Below are 16,445 nucleotides of genomic sequence, written 5' to 3'. Positions count from 1 at the left end.
ATCATGCCCATCACCAATGCCATGGTGCTTGCGGCCGGACTGGGCACCCGCCTGCGGCCAATCACCGACACACTGCCAAAGCCGCTCGTCCGGATCGCCGGCAAGCCGATGATCGACTATGTTCTGGACCTGCTCGCGGTCGCCGGCGTGACCAGGGCGGCGGTGAACGTCCACCACTTCGCCGACAAGATGGAAGACCATCTCAGCCGGCGCGAGACACCGCGCATCCTGATTTCCGACGAGCGCGATGCGCTGATGAATTCCGGCGGCGGCCTTGCCAAGGGTCTGAAGCTGCTCGACGACGGGCCCGTACTGGTAATGAATGCCGATCTCTTCTGGGTCGGCGAGAAGGCCGGGCAACCCTGCAACCTGCAGCGGCTCGCCACGTTCTTCGACGCCGGGCGCATGGACATGGCGCTGCTCTGCGTGCGGCTCGAGGACACGACCGGGCACAACGGCAAGAAGGATTTTTCGCTCTCGAAGGATGGGCGGCTGCAGCGCTACGAAGAAGGCATGGAAAATCCGGTCGTATATGCCGGCGCGATCGCCATGGACTCGCGGCTTTTCGCCGATGCGCCCAGCGACGCATTCAATCTCAACATCTATTTCGACCGAGCGATCGCCAGGGAACGGCTGTTCGGCCTGATGCTCGATGGCCAGTGGCTGACCGTCGGCACGCCTGAGGCGATCGGCGAGGCGGAGGCGTTGGTCCGGCGCTTCGAACCGGGAGGATAAGGTGCCCGGCGCCACCACGAACGTCTTCACGATTCCTGCCGGCCTGCCTTTCCTGAAGACGCTGGCGGAAAAACTCCTGGACGGGGTGCTGACGCCGGACTTCCGATACGAACCGGCCGATCCGCTGGCGCTCGCCGGCGTGACGATCTTCGTGCCGACGCGGCGTGCGGCCCGTGTCCTGCGCTCGGAATTCGTCGATCTGCTCGGCGGCCGCTCGGCGATCCTGCCGGTGATCCGGCCCCTCGGCGAGACGGACGACGACAGCGGCTTCTTCGACGCCGAGATGCCGGCGATCCTCGATCTTGCGCCGCCGCTTTCCGGCACGGCGCGGCTGATCGAGCTCGGCCGCCTCATTCTCGCCTGGCGCAACCGCCTACCGCAGGTGGTCCTCGACATCCATGCCGAAAGTCCGCTGATCGCACCGGCAAGCCCGGCCGACGCCATCTGGCTGGCGCGCAATCTCGCCGAACTCATCGATGCGATCGAGACGGAGGAGCTCGACTGGGAGGCGCTCGACGGGCTCGATGCTGGCGAACATGCGCTCTGGTGGCAATTGACGCTTGCCTTCCTGAAGATCGCCCGGACCTATTGGCCGGAACGGCTCAACGAGCTCAAGCACTCTTCGCCGGCGCGCCATCGCAACGCTATGCTCAGGGCCGAAACGCAGCGGATCGCCGCCGGCAAGGCAAGCGGACCGATCATCATCGCCGGCTCGACGGGCTCGATTCCGGCGACGGCAGCGCTGATCGCCGCAGTGAAGGCGCTGCCGAACGGCACGATCGTGCTCCCCGGCCTGGACCTCATGATGAGCGACACGGAATGGGAGTTGATTGGCAAGGAAGCCGAACGTGGCCCAAGGGGTCCGGCAAGCCGCACGCATCCGCAATACGGGTTGCACCGCCTGTTGAAACGCGTGCGTATCGATCGTCGCGACGTGCCGGTGCTGGGATCGCTCGACGACGATCTCGGCGATCGCGCCCTGGTCGTGTCGCGGGCGCTGCTGCCGGCCGAGGCCACCGACGGCTGGACTGAGGCCCGCGAGACCTTCGAGCCGGAGACGCTCTCCGCGGCCTTCGCGGACGTGGCGCTGATCGAAGCGGCGAACGAGCGCGAGGAGGCGACCGCGATTGCCATTGCGCTGAGGCTGGCACTCGAAGGCGACGAGGAGAGCCAGGCAGCGCTGATCACGCCCGATCGCGGCCTTGCGCGGCGGGTGGGCGCCGAGCTCGCCCGCTTCGGCATCGAAGCCGATGATTCCGCCGGCGTTCCGCTCTCGGCAACGGCGGCGGGTGGGCTTACCCGGCTGCTGCTGGAGGCGACCCTCAGGCCCGACGATCCGGTGGCTTTGGTCGCGCTGCTCAAGCATCCGCTCGCCCGGCTCGGCCAGACGGCGGAAGTCGCACGCCGTACCGCCGACGTGCTGGAGCTCGTGGCGCTTCGCGGCGGCACCGACATATCCGACATTTCCGCTCTCGAACTCGGGATCGATAGGGCGCTCGCCCGGCAGCGCACCGAGCGGCACCCGAGGCCGTGGCGCGGCGGCATCGACCCGAAGGATGTCGATCTCGCGCGGGCACTCGCCCGACGACTTTCCGCGGCCGTCGGGCCGTTGACGAGTACCATTTCCGGCGGCCCGGAAAGCGGTCGCCAGCACACGACAGCCCTGACGCTCGCCGATTGGGCGGAGCGCACGGGCCGCGCGCTGGAAGCCGTCGCCATCGACGAACGCGGCAGCCTCGGCGGGCTCTGGGGTTCGGAAGCCGGCGAAGCATTGGCGACGCTTCTGCGCGGCATCATCGAGACCGACGGGCAGATGGAGGCCGACGGGCGGCAATGGTGCGACATCGTCGAGGCGCTTGCCGCCAGCGAAGCGGTGAAACCTCGATCCATGCGGCACCCGCGCGTCTTCATCTTCGGCGCTCTTGAATCGCGTCTGCAGAGCGTCGATCTCGTGGTGCTCGGCGGGATGAACGAAGGCACCTGGCCGGCGCAGACCTCGAACGACCCTTTCCTGTCTCGGACAATGAAATCGGGTATCGGCCTCGAACCGCCAGAGCGGCGCATCGGCCAGCTCGCCCATGACTTCCAGATGGCCTGCGGAACGCGCCGCCTCATCCTTTCCCGCTCCATGCGCCAGGGCTCGGCGCCGACGGTCGCCTCGCGCTGGCTGCAGCGGCTGCAGGCGCTCGGCGGCAAAACGTTCACCGAGCAGCTCAAGGCGAATGGCGCGAGCTATCTTCACTGGATGCGCATGCTCGACGACGGCGAGCGCCAACCACTCAGCGAGCGGCCGCAGCCGAAGCCGCCGGCCGACATGCAGCCGCGCAAATATTCCTTCAGCGAAGTGACCAAGCTTCGCCGCGACCCCTATTCCATCTATGCGCGCCGCATCTTGCGGCTGGAGCCGATCGACCCCTTCAATCGCGATCCGAGTGCTGTCGAACGCGGCCTGCTTTACCACCGCATCGTCGACCGCTTCGTCAAAGGTGGCTTCGATCCCGCCTCCAGCGAGGGGCAGGCGGCGATGGCGCGGCTGATCCGCGAGGCCTTCGACGAGGAGAACCTGCCGACGCACATCGACACGATCTGGCGACCGCGCTTCGAAGCGGTCGCAAGGGCGTTTCTTTCCTGGGAGCGGGAGCGCCGGACCGGCATCGTCAGGTCTTTCACGGAAGTCCCCGCAGCCATGGAGATCGGCATCTCGGATATCAGGCTGACCGGCATAGCCGACCGCCTCGACCGGCTGGCCAACGGCACCGTCGACATCATCGACTACAAGACCGGCTCCAGCCCTTCAGCGAAGGAGGCACGGGCCCTGCTCGACCCGCAGCTCTCCCTCGAAGCGGCCGCCCTCAAGGCGGGTGCTTTTGCGACCATCGGACCGGCGCGGCCGGATTCGCTGCGCTATGTCCGCCTGAAGCCTGGCAGCCGCTTTGCCGTCGATACGGTCAACAACGAGAACAGCAAGTCGAGGGAGACCAAGACCGCCGAACAGCTGGCGGAAGAATCGCTTTCCGAACTCAGGAAGCTGCTCGCGGCGCTGACCAGCGGCCGCTACGGTTTCGCCTCCCGCCTGATCGTCCAGAAGGAACGGGACTATGGCGGCGAATACGATCACCTGGCGCGCGTCGCCGAATGGGCGACCGCTGACGGCGAGGACGACGATGAGGAATGAGGCTTTCGGCCCGGAGGAGAGGACGCCCAAGGCGTGGCTCGACTGGACCACCGAGCGGCAATCGCTTGCCTCGGATCCGGCGCGCTCGGCCTGGGTTTCGGCCAATGCCGGCTCGGGCAAGACGCATGTGCTGACGCAGCGCGTCATTCGGCTGCTGCTTTCCGGCTGCCGCCCTTCCGCCATTCTCTGCCTGACCTATACGAAGGCAGCCGCCTCGGAGATGTCGAACCGCATCTTCGAGCGCCTCGCCGAATGGGCGACGCTCGATGATGCCGCTCTGGAAAAGCGCATAGAGACGATCGAGGGCACGCGACCCTCCCTCGCCAAGATTGAGGAGGCGCGGCGGCTCTTTGCCAAGGCGCTCGAAACGCCGGGCGGGTTGAAGATCCAGACGATTCACGCCTTCTCGGAAGCGCTGCTCCATCAGTTTCCACTCGAGGCGAACGTGGCGGGACACTTTTCCGTCCTCGACGATCGGGCCGCGGCGGTGCTGCTTTCCGATGCGCGCCGCGCCCTGCTGACGGCCACCGCCGCCGAGGACGAGGGCGAGCTTGCGGATGCCTTCGCCACCGTCCTCGACCTCGCCGACGATACCGGCCTTGAAAAGCTGCTGGAGGCGATCGTGGCGAACCGCGCGGCGATCCAGGCCTTTCTCGATAACGCCGCCGTAAAAGGCGGGCGGGAGAAGCACCTGCGAGCCGCGCTCGGTCTTGCGTCGGGGGAGACGGCCGCGAGCGTGATGGCCGGAGCCTGGCCGCTTGCCGGCCTCAACGGCGCGGCGCTTCAGCGCTATATCGAGCTCGCGCTGAGCCTTGGCGGAGTGAAACCCGGGGAGATCGCAGAGGGCTTGAAGGCGGCCCGCGAGGCCGCCGATGCGGAGGAGCGCTTTGCCGGGCTTCTCGGCGTGTTTTTCAACGGCGGCGGCAAGCCGAAGGCGGATTCGGCCTTCTTCAACAAGGCAATGCTGGCGCAGGCGCCTGAACTGGCGCCGCTCATCGAAGAGGCGCGCAAGCACATCACAACCTGCGCCGACCGGCTCAGCATCGTCCGGATGTACGAGGCGACGCGCGCGGCGCTGATCCTCGCCGAACGGCTCAACAGGGACTACGAAGACCTCAAGAAGCGGCGCAGCCAACTCGATTTCGAGGACCTGATCAACCGCACGGCTGCGCTGCTTTCTCGCAGCGATGTCGGCGCCTGGGTCCATTACAAGCTCGACCAGGGCATCGACCACATTCTCATCGACGAGGCCCAGGACACGAGCCCCGCCCAATGGACAATCATCCAGGCGCTCGCCGCCGATTTCTTCGCCGGCGAAACAGCGCGCGCCAACGAGCGGACGATCTTTGCGGTCGGGGACGAAAAGCAGTCGATCTACTCCTTCCAGGGCGCGCGTCCCGAGCGATTCTCGCGCGAAAGCATCCAGACCGAACGGCGGGTGCGCGCCGGAAGCAAGTATTTCAGCCCCATCCGGCTGCAGCTCTCCTTCCGTTCGACGGTCGACGTGCTTTCCGCCGTCGACACGGTCTTTGCCAATCCGGGCAATGCGAAGGGCTTGAGCGCCCGCAGCGAGGCGATCGTGCACGCCTCGAACCGGATCGGACACCCCGGCGCCGTCGACATCTGGGACATCATCGCGCCCGAGCCGGTGAGCTCCGAAGAGGATTGGACGGCGCCCTTCGATGCGACGCCGGAGCGGGCTCCGGTGAACATTCTTGCCCGGCGCATCGCGGCCGTGCTCGAGGACTGGATCGGCAAGGAGACGGTGATCGAAAAGGGCGCCCGACGCCCGATGCGACCCGGCGACGTCATCGTGCTGGTGCGCAAGCGCGACGCCTTCGTCAATGCCCTGACGCGTGCACTCAAGCGCCGCGGCAATATTCCGGTCGCAGGCGCCGACCGGCTCGTGCTCACCAACCATATCGCCATCCAGGATCTCCTGGCGCTCGGCCGTTTCGTGCTGCTGCCCGAGGACGATTTGTCGCTCGCGGCGCTGCTGAAGAGCCCGCTCGTCGATCTCGGCGAGGACGATGTCTTCGAACTGGCGGCACGCCGGGCCGAGGGCGAAAGTCTCTGGCGACGGCTGCAACAGCTCGGCGCCGAGGAATCAAGCCGATATCATCGGGTCGTGCGGATGCTCGCCGGCTATGGCGAGCTTGCCCGCAACCTGCTGCCGCACGACTTCTATGCCCGCGTGCTCGGCGCCAATGGCGGCCGGCGCGCCTTCCTGGCGCGGCTTGGCAGCGAGGTAAGCGATATCCTCGACGAATTCCTGACCTTTGCGCTCGACCATGAGCGGAGCGGGCTGCCCGGCCTGCAGGCCTTCGTCTCGACGCTCGAGATCGAGGCGCCGACGGTCAAGCGCGAGCAGGACAAGGAACGCGACGAGGTTCGCGTCATGACCGTGCACGCCGCCAAGGGCCTCGAGGCACCGGTCGTCTTTCTGGTCGACGGCGGCGGCGAAGCATTCGTCCGTCAGCAGGTCTCGGACCTCCGCTTCCTGGAGAAGCCCCAGGCGGACGGCTCGATGCTCGGGGTGCCCGTCTGGCGCGCTCCCGGCTCGGCGTCGAATTCGCTGATCGCCGCCGACAACGAGCGGCTGAAGCGCCTGGCCGAGGAAGAATATCGCCGCCTCCTCTATGTCGGCATGACGCGCGCGGCGGACCGGCTGATCGTCTGCGGCTATCGCGGCCAGCGGCAGAACCTCGATACCTGGCATGCGATGGTTCAAGGCACATTAGCGCATGATCCGAAGGGCCGGGCGACGCCGATGGTCTTTTCAGCCGGCGGCGAGGAATGGACGGGCCATGCCTGGCGCGAAGCGCGTGTGCCGGTCGCCGTCCCGGTACGCGAGGACTCGGAGAGCAAGCCTCCGGCGACGGCATCCAGCCTGCCGCGGGCACTCTTCACCCCCTTGCCGCCGCAGCGCCGGCTGCCGCGACCGCTCGCCCCTTCGGGAACGAGCGTGGCGATCGACGATCCGGAGCAAGAGACGATCGTCGGCTCGGCTCTCTTTGCGGCACAGACAGCGCCGAAGTTCTCAATGCTGCGCGGTGCGATCCTGCATCGGCTGCTGCAGGTGCTGCCGACGATCGACGGCGCCGAGCGCCGGGACGCGGCGGAGCGTTACCTCAGCCGGGCCGTGCCACGCTGGCCGGATACGGAGCGGCAGGCACTTAGCCGTGCCGTGATCGAGGTGCTCGAGCATCCGGATTTGCAGCCGCTCTTCGGCGAACAGAGCCGTGCAGAAGTCTCCGTCATGGGAACGCTCAAGCTCGGCAGTCAGGAATTCGCCGTATCCGGCCGGCTCGACCGCCTGGCGGTTGCCGGCGACACCGTGACGATCGCCGATTACAAGACCAATCGCCAAGTGCCGGCCTCGGTCGCCGAAATTCCGACCGTCTACCGGCGGCAGCTCGCAATCTACCGCGAACTCTTGAGGCCGCTCTATCCCGGCAAGCAATTCCGTTGCGTGCTGATCTTCACCGAAGGCCCGGCCGTGTGGGTGCTTCCCGACCCAATGCTGGACGGGAGCCTTGAAGAGCTCGCGACAAAGTGAGATACACGATATTGAAAATCCAGCGGCGAGGCCTCACATGAGGCACAATATCTGGACAATGCCATTCCGAAGGAGCAGCCGATGGCAACTGTGAAAGTCGATGCGTCCAATTTTCAAAAAGAAGTGCTGAATTCCGCCGAGCCGGTCGTCGTCGACTTCTGGGCCGAATGGTGCGGTCCGTGCAAAATGATTGCCCCCAGCCTCGAAGAGATCGCCACCGAGCTCGCCGGCAAGGTCAAGGTCGCCAAGCTCAATATCGATGAAAACCCGGAACTCGCCGCTCAATACGGGGTCCGCTCGATCCCGACGCTCGCCATGTTCAAGGCTGGCGAAGTCGCCGACATCAAGGTCGGCGCCGCGCCGAAGACCGCGCTCAGCTCGTGGATTTCCAACGCGGTCTAAGCCGCGAATTGATTGACGATTGATAATGAAAAGCCCGGCTATGTCCGGGCTTTCTACTTGCCTTCTGACGACACGCACCGCCTTCAATCGCCCCTCACCCAAACCCTCTCCCCGCAGGCGGGGCGAGGGGACGGAGAGCGCGCGGCAAAAACCCTTCTCCCCGTCAAAAACGGGGAGAAGGTCGCGGCAGCGGGATGAGGGGCGAATGCAGTCTGACGATTACCGCGGCGGCGTGCCATTCTCCGAAAGCACGTCGCCGACGAGGTAGAGCGAACCGCCGATCAGGATGCGCGGGGGCACGGGGTCCTCTTCGGTGAGCTCGGCGATGAGCCCGAGTGCTTCGGCGACCGATGATGCGGCGTTTACCTCGAGACCGGCTGAGGCCGCATCGGCGGCCAGCGCCACCGGGTCAAGCCCCGCATCCGAGCCGTGGATCGGAACGGTGAAGACCTGTTCGGCGAGATCGAGGAAGGCCTTGAAGTAGCCGACGGGATCCTTGGTGTTGATCATGCCGATGATCAGGAACAGCGGCCGCGGATCTCGCTCCTCGAAGGTCGCCATGGCTTCGGCGATCACCTGGCCGGCGCCGGGATTGTGGCCGCCGTCGACCCAGATTTCGGCGGCCGGCGGCCCGTAGTGCGAGAGCTTGCCGCCGGCAAGACGCTGCAGCCGGCCCGGCCATTCGACCCCGGCCAGGCCCTTCTCGATCGCCGCCTCCGGCACGTCGAAACCGGCCGCCCGGACGGCGCGGATCGCCGCCGCCGCATTGGCATATTGATGCCGGCCCGGCAGGCGGGGCAGCGGCAGGTCGGCAAGGCCGTTCTCGTCCTGAAAGATCAGCCTGCCGAATTCCTCATGCGCCATGAAATCCTGGCCGTAGACGGACATCGGGCAGCCGAGCCGCTCGGCCGTTTCGACCAGCACCTCGCGCACGCCGTCTTCTTCCTGATGGCCGATCACCACCGGGCAGCCGCGCTTCATGATTCCGGCCTTCTCGGCGGCGATCAGTTCCACCCGGTCGCCGAGATAGGCCTGGTGATCGAGCGAGATCGGCATGATGACAGAGACCGCCGGCCGGACAATGACATTCGTCGCGTCGAAGCGGCCGCCGAGGCCGACCTCGATGACCGCGACATCGGCCGGATGCTCCGCGAAAAGCAAGAAGGTGACGGCCGTCAGGATCTCGAAGACGGTGATCTTCTGGCCGGCATTGGCTTCCGCCACGCGCCGGACAGCATCGGCCAGCACCGGGTCGCTGACGAGCGCACCCTTGCCGCCCTTGACGCCGAGCCGATATCTCTCGTGCCAGTTCACCAGATGCGGCGACGTGTGCACATGGACGCTGAGGCCTGCAGCCTCGAGGATCGCCCGCGAAAACGCGGTGACGGAGCCTTTGCCGTTGGTGCCGGCGACGTGGATGATCGGCGGCAGGCGGTCCTGCGGGTTGCCAAGCGCGGCCAGCAGCCGCGTGATTCTGTCGAGCGACAGGTCGAATCCCTTGGGATGCAGAGCCAGAAGTTTTTCAATCTCCTGCGCCGCCTCGCTGACCTGTGCCGCCGCCATGTTCTTGCCTCAAAAAATTGACGCTGCCAGATGATTCCTAAACGGAATTGCAGCGAATCAAAACATTTACAGCAACGTTTGCGCGCCCCGGAAAGGCGCACAAGTCTAGAGAATCAAACAGAGCTGGTGCGGCGGCCTAGGCCCGGGCTGCGAGCGGCAAGGGCGAAACCTGGGAGCCGCTCTCGCGCCTTGCGGCCTCCGCCGGCTTCTTCATCAGGATCTTCAGCAGGCGCGAAAGCGTCGCCGGCAGGTCGTGGCGCTTGACGACCATATCGACCATGCCGTGCTCCAGGAGGTACTCCGAGGTCTGGAAGCCATCCGGGAGCTTTTCGCGGAGCGTCTGCTCGATCACCCGCTTGCCGGCAAAGCCGATCTCCGCACCCGGTTCGGCCAGGTGGATGTCGCCCAGCATCGCATAGGATGCCGTGACACCGCCGGTGGTGGGGTTGGTCAGCACGACGATATAGGGTAGGCCCGCTTCCTTCAGCAGATTGACCGCAACCGTGGTGCGCGGAAGCTGCATCAGCGACAGGATGCCTTCCTGCATGCGGGCGCCGCCGGAAGCCGGGAACATCACCAGCGGGCACTTCTCGGCAATCGCCTTCTCGAAGGCCCTGATGATCGCCTCGCCGGCCGCCATGCCGAGCGAACCGCCGATGAAGTTGAACTCATGGACGACGGCGACCAGCTTGACGCCCTGGACGAGGCCGAGGCCGGCGACGATCGTGTCCTCGAGCTCGGTCTTGGCCCGGCTGTCGCGCAGGCGGTCGAGATATTTCTTCGAATCGCGGAACTTCAGCGGATCCTGCGCCACCTTCGGCTGCGGCAGGGTTTCGTAGATTCCGCCATCGAAGAGATCCTTCAGCCGGGCCTTTGCCGGCATCTTCATGTGATGGCCAGACTGCGGGATGACCCACTTGTTCTCTTCGAGATCGCGATGGAACACCATCTCGCCGGTTTCAGGGCACTTGATCCAGAGGTTCTCCGGAACTTCCCTGCGGCCGAGCATCGAATTGATCTTCGGCCGAACGTAGTTTGTGATCCAGTTCACTTAAGTAGACTCCTGAAGATGTCCTTCGGCTTCTGCGCGCCAATATGGGCGATTATTCGGCTGCCGCAAGGCGCGCCGCCCGCACCCCGGCCGAAAGCCCTCGAACCAAAGCTTCCACACCCGGCACCGTCGCGTCGGTAGCCTGACCGCTTTCCGTCAGGCTCGAGGCGATCTGGTTGACGATCGCCGTCCCCACCACGACACCATCGGCGGAAGCGCCGATCACCCGCGCATGCTCGGCGGTCTTGACGCCGAAGCCGACGCAGACGGGCAGCTTCGTATGCGACTTGATCCGCGCCACCGCGCCGGCAATCAGCGACGGATCCGGCAGAGAGGAACCGGTGATGCCGGTCATCGAGACGTAATAGACAAAACCGGAGGTGTTTTCGAGAACCTTGGGCAGACGGCGGTCGTCGGTCGTTGGCGTCGCCAGACGGATGAAGCTGATGCCCTTCTTCAGCGCCGGGATGCAGAGCTCGTCGTCCATTTCCGGCGGCAGATCGACGACGATCAGCCCGTCGACACCCGCCTCGACGGCGTCATCCAGGAAGCGCTCGACGCCGTAGATGTAGATCGGATTGTAATAGCCCATCAGCACGATCGGGGTGCGCTGATCCTCAGTCCGGAAGCGGCGGGCGAGGTCGAGCGTCTTGGCAAGCGTCTGCCCGGCTTTAAGCGCGCGCTGGCCAGCAAGCTGGATCGCCGGGCCGTCGGCCATCGGATCGGAAAAGGGCACGCCGAGTTCGATCACGTCGGCGCCCGCCTTCGGCAGCGCCTGCATGATCGCCAGCGACGTTTCGAAATCGGGATCGCCGCCCATGAAATAGGTGACAAGGACCGGGCGACCTTCCGCCGCGACGTCGGCGAACCTCTGCTCCATGCGTGCGGTCATACTCGTTACTGCCCCATTCCCAGAATTTTGCCGACGGTGAAAATGTCCTTGTCGCCGCGACCGGAGAGATTCATCAGGATGATCTCGTCCTTGCCCATTGTCGGCGCCCGCTTGATGACCTCGGCCAGCGCATGCGATGGCTCGAGCGCCGGAATGATGCCTTCGAGCCGCGTCAGCGTCTGGAAGGCTTCGAGCGCTTCATGATCCATGATCGGCACATATTCGACCCGGCCGATATCGTTGAGCCAGGCATGCTCCGGACCGATGCCGGGATAATCGAGGCCCGCCGAGATGGAGTGGCCTTCCTTGATCTGGCCGTCGCCGTCCTGCAGCAGATAGGTGCGGTTGCCGTGCAGCACGCCCGGCGAGCCGGCGGTGATCGAGGCGCAGTGCTCGTCGCCATCAAGTCCCTTGCCGCCCGCTTCGACGCCGACGATCCGAACATCCTCGTCATCGAGGAAGGGATGGAAGATGCCGATCGCGTTCGAGCCGCCGCCGACCGCCGCAATGACGAGGTCCGGCAAGCGGCCTTCGGCGGCAAGAATCTGCTCTTTCGCCTCCTGGCCGATGACCGCCTGGAAGTCGCGGACCATCTCCGGATAGGGATGCGGGCCGGCGGCCGTGCCGATCAGGTAATAGGTGCTGTCGACATTCGTCACCCAGTCGCGCAGCGCCTCGTTCATGGCGTCCTTCAGCGTGCCGTTGCCGGCGGTCACGGGCTTCACCTCGGCACCGAGAAGCTTCATGCGAAAGACGTTCGGCGCCTGGCGCTCGACGTCGGTGGCGCCCATGTAGACGACGCAGGGAAGACCGAAGCGGGCGGCGACGGTCGCCGAAGCGACGCCGTGCTGGCCGGCACCGGTCTCGGCGATGATGCGGGTCTTGCCCATTCGCTTGGCGAGCAGGATCTGGCCTATGCAATTGTTGATCTTGTGCGAGCCGGTGTGGTTCAGCTCCTCGCGCTTGAAATAGATCTTGGCGCCGCCGAGCTCAGCCGTTAGGCGCTCGGCGAAATAGAGCGGGCTCGGCCGGCCGATATAGTGAGCACCGAGCCTATCGAGCTCGGCCTTGAAGGCCGCGTCGTTCTTGGCCTTGTTCCACTCGTCCTGGAGGTCGAGGATCAGCGGCATCAGAGTCTCGGCGACGAAACGGCCGCCGAAAATACCGAACCGGCCGTCCTCGTCCGGTCCAGCCCTGAAGGAGTTCGGTTTTAGCGGCTGATTCACGTCCTGCTCCCTGATCGTGGCACTACGGCTTCGGCGCGTCGGACACCGCCGAAAAATGCATCCATGAGCTTCAAATCCTTGACACCCGGGGCGCTCTCCACCCCGGAGGATATATCGACGGCGCTGGCGCCGGTCAGCGCAAGAGCCTCGCCGATATTTTCCGCATTCAGTCCACCGGAAAGCATGTAATCGACGCTCCCGTCAAGCGCGTCGAGCAGCCTCCAGTCGAAAGAGACACCATTGCCTCCGGGTAGTTCGGACCCGGCCGGCGGCTTAGCATCGAGAAGGAAGCGATCGACGATGCCGACATAGGCATCGATCCTTTCGAGATCCGAGGCATCGCGGATCGACAGCGCCTTCATGATCGGCAGGCCGTAGATCGCCTTGATCGTCAGAACCCTGTCCGGATCTTCGGAGCCGTGAAGCTGCAGGATGTCGGGCTTCAGCGCGGACACGATCTCGTCGAGATCGTCATTGTCGGCATTCACGGTGACGGCGACGATCTTCGCGCGGCCGCGAACACGTTCGGCCACCCGGCCGGCGTCGTCAGGCTCGATGTTGCGCGGACTCTTGGGAAAGAAGATGAAGCCGATATGCGTGGCCCCGAGCGCCACGGCATGCTCCGCCGCCTCCGCGGTCTTCAGTCCACATATTTTCACTTCCGTTTTCATGGCAAGCGACCTTGCACGAAATACCGTCCGAGTCGAGCAAAACCGTTGCTCTGCAGCGCGTCATCCTAAGAGACTTTGGCCGGGCGTTTTCAGTCGGGCTTACTTCAGTTTCGGCGGTTGTCCGCACCGTCCAGTCCCCGTCTCTCGTCACCATCGGCCAAACTCAACCGTGAACTTAGCCGAAATCGATGGAGTGCAGCATGGTGCCGTTGCGCTTCAGCCAGCGCCTGGCCTCGTTGGTATCCGCGCAGAGCCTTTCGCACAGCGCCCAGAAATCGGGGCCGTGGTTCATCTCCTCAAGATGGGCGACCTCGTGGGCGGCGAGATAGGCGATCACCTTCGGCGGCGCCATGGCAATGCGCCAGGAAAAGCTCAAGTCACCTTCGGCGGAGCAGGAGCCCCAGCGGCTGCGGGTGTCCTTGAGGCTCAACGACCGGACGCGGCGGCCGATTCGGCCGGCATAGACGGCGACGAGGCGCTCCAATTCGAGGCGCGCCTCCTTCTTCAGGTAGTCGGCAATCCGCCGGCGCAGGTGCTCCTCCGCGCCGCCGACCCGCAACACCGCCTCATCGTCGACGATGACGGGCTCTGTAAGGCCGCGAATCCGGCCGGTCCTCTCGATGCGATGGGCGACGCCGCGGATGAAGATGGTTCCGCCGTCTTCGAGCTCGCTTTCGCCGGAGAAGCGCGCGAGTTTGGTCATCAGCCAGCCCTGATGGCGGCTGAGAAATGCGCTGACCTCGCGCTCCGGCAGACCTTCGGGAACGGTGAGTTTCAGGGCGCGCCCGCCGGGCTCGATGCGCAAGGTCATCCGTGTCGCGCGTGCGTTCTGGCGGATGGTCAAGGGAAGACGCTTGCCGGCCACCTCGATGTCACGCGTGATATCGGGGCGCGTTTCACTGCCGCGGCGGCGCTTGAAGGAGGGAAACATGAGGCCTTTCTAGCCGATTCGCCGTCCGCTGGCAGCTGCCTACTGCATGTGTCCTTAGATCGACCTCGATTTATGGATACATGCAGCAATTCAAAGTGCTACAGCGACCTTTGCGGCGTCTGATAGGACGCGCGGCGCTGTAGTCCCGGCGTTTCATGTGAAACGCCGGGATGCCATTCCTGTCAATCAGGCGGTCTCTGGTGCCGGGCCGGGGCGGCCGTTCTTGCGCTCGCGCATGAAGCGGTCGAATTCCTCCTGGTCCTTGGCGCGCCGGAGCTCGCGGACATAGGCGTCGAATTCCTCGCGCATCTCGTCCAGCTTGCGGCGTTCCTCGTCGAGACGCGCAAGTTCCGCCTCGCGCCAGTCGTCGAAGGCGACATTGCCGGTCCGATGGTGGGCCCAATGGCCACGATTGCTCCGGCGGAAGCCGGCGCACATGCGGTCCACGCTGTCGTTGGCGTCCTTCTTGAAGGTCTTCAGCTTGTCGCCGAAGAGGATGTAAGCGAGCATCGCCAGGCCGAGCGGCCAGAACACCACGAAACCGAGCACCATCAATGCAATGGTCGCAGGCGTCCAGTCCGGACGGATCAATGCAGATTGGTTCATCGTCAGTATTCCTCGCAGTCAGCGGACCGCCCGTTGCGGCCCGATGAAAACGATGTGGGAAAGGCAGGAGATGACTGCAAGATGCGCCGGATGGGAATCGGACAAACCCTTGATCCTGCGGCAGCAAATCGCCGCCTCAGGATGCTTTAGGCCGCGGTCGAAAAGCCCGCGTCAGGTGGAGCTAGGCCGATTTGCCTCCCTTGATGATCTGCTTCACTGGCCTCGAGTGGCGCGAATGCTCGCGCTGGAAGGCGACGATGCGCGGTGCGATCTCGCCGCGGAAGCGAGAGCCGTTGAAGACGCCGTAGTGCCCGACGTCCGGCTGCATGTAGTGCTGACGCATGTGCTCCGGAATGTTGGTGCAGATCGTCTGCGCCGCCTGGGTCTGGCCGACGCCGGAAATGTCGTCGTTCTCGCCCTCGACCGTCAGCAGCGCCACCTTGCGGATCGCCGTCGGATCGACGCGCTTGCCGCGATGCATCATTTCTCCCTTCGGCAAGGCATGCTGCATGAACACCACCTGCACTGTCTGCAGGTAGAATTCCGCGGTGAGATCCATGACCGCGAGATATTCGTCGTAGAAGTCGCGGTGCTTGTCGGCGGCATCGCCATCGTTCTTGACGAGATGGGCGAAGAACTCCTTGTGGGCGACCAGATGGCGGTCGAGATTCATCGACATGAAGCCCGAAAGCTGAAGGAAGCCCGGATAGACCATGCGCATGAAGCCCGGTTGCGGCCATGGCACCGGCATGATGACATTGTCGCGGAACCAGTCGACCGGCCGCTGCTCGGCCAGCTGATTGACGGCGGTCGGGTTGATGCGGGTATCGATCGGTCCACCCATCAGCGTCATCGACGCGGGCGAGAGCGGGTCGTTCTCCGCCTCCATCAAAGCGACCGCGGCGAGAACCGGCACGGCCGGCTGGCAGACGCCGATCACATGGGTATCGGGTCCGAGGTGATGCAGGATCTGGATGACGTAGTCGATGTAATCGTCGAGATCGAAAGTGCCTTCGCTGAGCGGCACCATGCGGGCATCCAGCCAGTCCGTGATGTAGATGTCCGAATGCGGCAGAAGCGCTTCGACCGTGCCGCGCAGCAAGGTCGAGTAGTGGCCGGACATGGGTGCGACGAGCAGCACCTTCGGGTCCGGCGTCCTTCCCTTCGGCAGCGACCGTTCGAAATGGATGAGGTTGCAGAAGGGCGCCCGCCAGACGATCTTCTCGCGGACCGGCACAGGCTGGCCGTCGACGACCGTCTCGGGCAGGCCGAATTCCGGCTTACCATAGCGCCGCGTGGCGCGTTCGAAGACTTCCAGCCCTGCCGCCGCGGCGCGGCCGAAATAGGTGTGCGAGACCGGGTTCATCGGATTCTTGAAGGCCAGCCGCATGGCGTCCGCCGCCGTGCGCCATGGGGCCATCATGGCATGGTTCATTTCGTAGAGCTGGTAGAACATGGGACGCGTACCCCTTGTTTCAATCGATCCGGCGCCGCTCCCAGGTCCGACGCAAGCCTTGCGAGTGTTTGTCTTGGTGGTCCGCAATCGCTTTCAGACTACCACTTTTCTTGTGCAGTGCAACAAACAGTACCCCCTCGTTTTTAGGGCAAGTTCCGAGGGAATTCATATTACTAAT

At 64.8% G+C, this 16,445-nt stretch carries 12 protein-coding genes; 4 read left to right on the top strand and 8 right to left on the bottom strand.

All coding sequences use genetic code 11. The features are described 5' to 3' along the window. The first annotated feature begins 3 nt into the window (after positions 1 to 3). From NXT3_RS00180 to trxA, 4 genes are all read left to right on the top strand, one after another. Positions 4 to 735, top strand: a complete 732-nt coding sequence (locus tag NXT3_RS00180) for a nucleotidyltransferase family protein (RefSeq protein ID WP_037418517.1) — start codon at positions 4 to 6, stop codon at positions 733 to 735. Between the two features lies 1 nt (position 736). Then, the gene (gene addB, locus NXT3_RS00175) at positions 737 to 3,910 is read left to right on the top strand and encodes a double-strand break repair protein AddB (RefSeq protein ID WP_104838609.1); all 3,174 of its coding nucleotides are present in this window, start codon (positions 737 to 739) and stop codon (positions 3,908 to 3,910) included. Next, complete coding sequence (addA, locus tag NXT3_RS00170; protein ID WP_104839896.1) at positions 3,900 to 7,469, top strand: double-strand break repair helicase AddA; 3,570 nt, start codon at positions 3,900 to 3,902, stop codon at positions 7,467 to 7,469. The genes addB and addA overlap by 11 nt, the downstream gene beginning before the upstream one ends. An 81-nt stretch (positions 7,470 to 7,550) precedes the next feature. Further along, the gene (trxA, locus tag NXT3_RS00165; RefSeq protein WP_018236119.1) at positions 7,551 to 7,871 is read left to right on the top strand and encodes a thioredoxin; all 321 of its coding nucleotides are present in this window, start codon (positions 7,551 to 7,553) and stop codon (positions 7,869 to 7,871) included. 219 nt (positions 7,872 to 8,090) lie between these two features. Here trxA and NXT3_RS00160 read toward each other — a convergent pair whose 3' ends face one another. From NXT3_RS00160 to phaZ, 8 genes are all read right to left on the bottom strand, one after another. Further along, positions 8,091 to 9,434: a bifunctional folylpolyglutamate synthase/dihydrofolate synthase gene (locus tag NXT3_RS00160; protein WP_104838608.1), complete on the bottom strand. Its 1,344-nt coding sequence runs from the start codon at positions 9,432 to 9,434 to the stop codon at positions 8,091 to 8,093. Positions 9,435 to 9,570: 136 nt separating this feature from the next. After that, a complete protein-coding gene (accD, locus tag NXT3_RS00155; protein ID WP_037418511.1) occupies positions 9,571 to 10,485 on the bottom strand; it encodes an acetyl-CoA carboxylase, carboxyltransferase subunit beta in 915 nt (304 codons plus the stop codon). Between the two features lie 52 nt (positions 10,486 to 10,537). Next, positions 10,538 to 11,377: a tryptophan synthase subunit alpha gene (trpA, locus tag NXT3_RS00150; RefSeq protein WP_097526002.1), complete on the bottom strand. Its 840-nt coding sequence runs from the start codon at positions 11,375 to 11,377 to the stop codon at positions 10,538 to 10,540. Positions 11,378 to 11,382: 5 nt separating this feature from the next. Beyond that, entirely contained in the window at positions 11,383 to 12,603 is a 1,221-nt protein-coding gene (gene trpB / locus NXT3_RS00145) for a tryptophan synthase subunit beta (RefSeq protein ID WP_104838607.1), read from the bottom strand. Continuing rightward, the gene (locus NXT3_RS00140; RefSeq protein ID WP_037418504.1) at positions 12,600 to 13,274 is read right to left on the bottom strand and encodes a phosphoribosylanthranilate isomerase; all 675 of its coding nucleotides are present in this window, start codon (positions 13,272 to 13,274) and stop codon (positions 12,600 to 12,602) included. The genes trpB and NXT3_RS00140 overlap by 4 nt, the downstream gene beginning before the upstream one ends. Before the next feature lie 175 nt (positions 13,275 to 13,449). Beyond that, the gene (locus NXT3_RS00135; protein ID WP_097526004.1) at positions 13,450 to 14,205 is read right to left on the bottom strand and encodes a M48 family metallopeptidase; all 756 of its coding nucleotides are present in this window, start codon (positions 14,203 to 14,205) and stop codon (positions 13,450 to 13,452) included. Between the two features lie 186 nt (positions 14,206 to 14,391). Next, positions 14,392 to 14,811, bottom strand: a complete 420-nt coding sequence (locus NXT3_RS00130) for a DUF2852 domain-containing protein (protein ID WP_037418497.1) — start codon at positions 14,809 to 14,811, stop codon at positions 14,392 to 14,394. 181 nt (positions 14,812 to 14,992) lie between these two features. After that, positions 14,993 to 16,267, bottom strand: coding sequence for a polyhydroxyalkanoate depolymerase (phaZ, locus tag NXT3_RS00125; protein ID WP_097526005.1), 1,275 nt, complete (start codon positions 16,265 to 16,267; stop codon positions 14,993 to 14,995). Positions 16,268 to 16,445 lie beyond the last annotated feature (178 nt).

Origin of the sequence: Sinorhizobium fredii, assembly GCF_002944405.1 — a bacterium.
GTDB lineage: Bacteria > Pseudomonadota > Alphaproteobacteria > Rhizobiales > Rhizobiaceae > Sinorhizobium > Sinorhizobium fredii_C.
Note: the sequence above shows the minus strand (reverse complement) of the source record. Positions and strands in the feature narration are given on the sequence as shown.

Coding starts and splice junctions, on each gene's coding strand:
- trxA (WP_018236119.1), top strand. CDS start 7,551: ATGGCAACTGTGAAAGTCGATGCGTCCAATTTTCAAAAAGAAGTGCTG.
- trpA (WP_097526002.1), bottom strand. CDS start 11,377: ATGACCGCACGCATGGAGCAGAGGTTCGCCGACGTCGCGGCGGAAGGT.
- NXT3_RS00160 (WP_104838608.1), bottom strand. CDS start 9,434: ATGGCGGCGGCACAGGTCAGCGAGGCGGCGCAGGAGATTGAAAAACTT.
- NXT3_RS00130 (WP_037418497.1), bottom strand. CDS start 14,811: ATGAACCAATCTGCATTGATCCGTCCGGACTGGACGCCTGCGACCATT.
- NXT3_RS00180 (WP_037418517.1), top strand. CDS start 4: ATGCCCATCACCAATGCCATGGTGCTTGCGGCCGGACTGGGCACCCGC.
- NXT3_RS00140 (WP_037418504.1), bottom strand. CDS start 13,274: ATGAAAACGGAAGTGAAAATATGTGGACTGAAGACCGCGGAGGCGGCG.
- phaZ (WP_097526005.1), bottom strand. CDS start 16,267: ATGTTCTACCAGCTCTACGAAATGAACCATGCCATGATGGCCCCATGG.
- addA (WP_104839896.1), top strand. CDS start 3,900: ATGAGGAATGAGGCTTTCGGCCCGGAGGAGAGGACGCCCAAGGCGTGG.
- NXT3_RS00135 (WP_097526004.1), bottom strand. CDS start 14,205: ATGTTTCCCTCCTTCAAGCGCCGCCGCGGCAGTGAAACGCGCCCCGAT.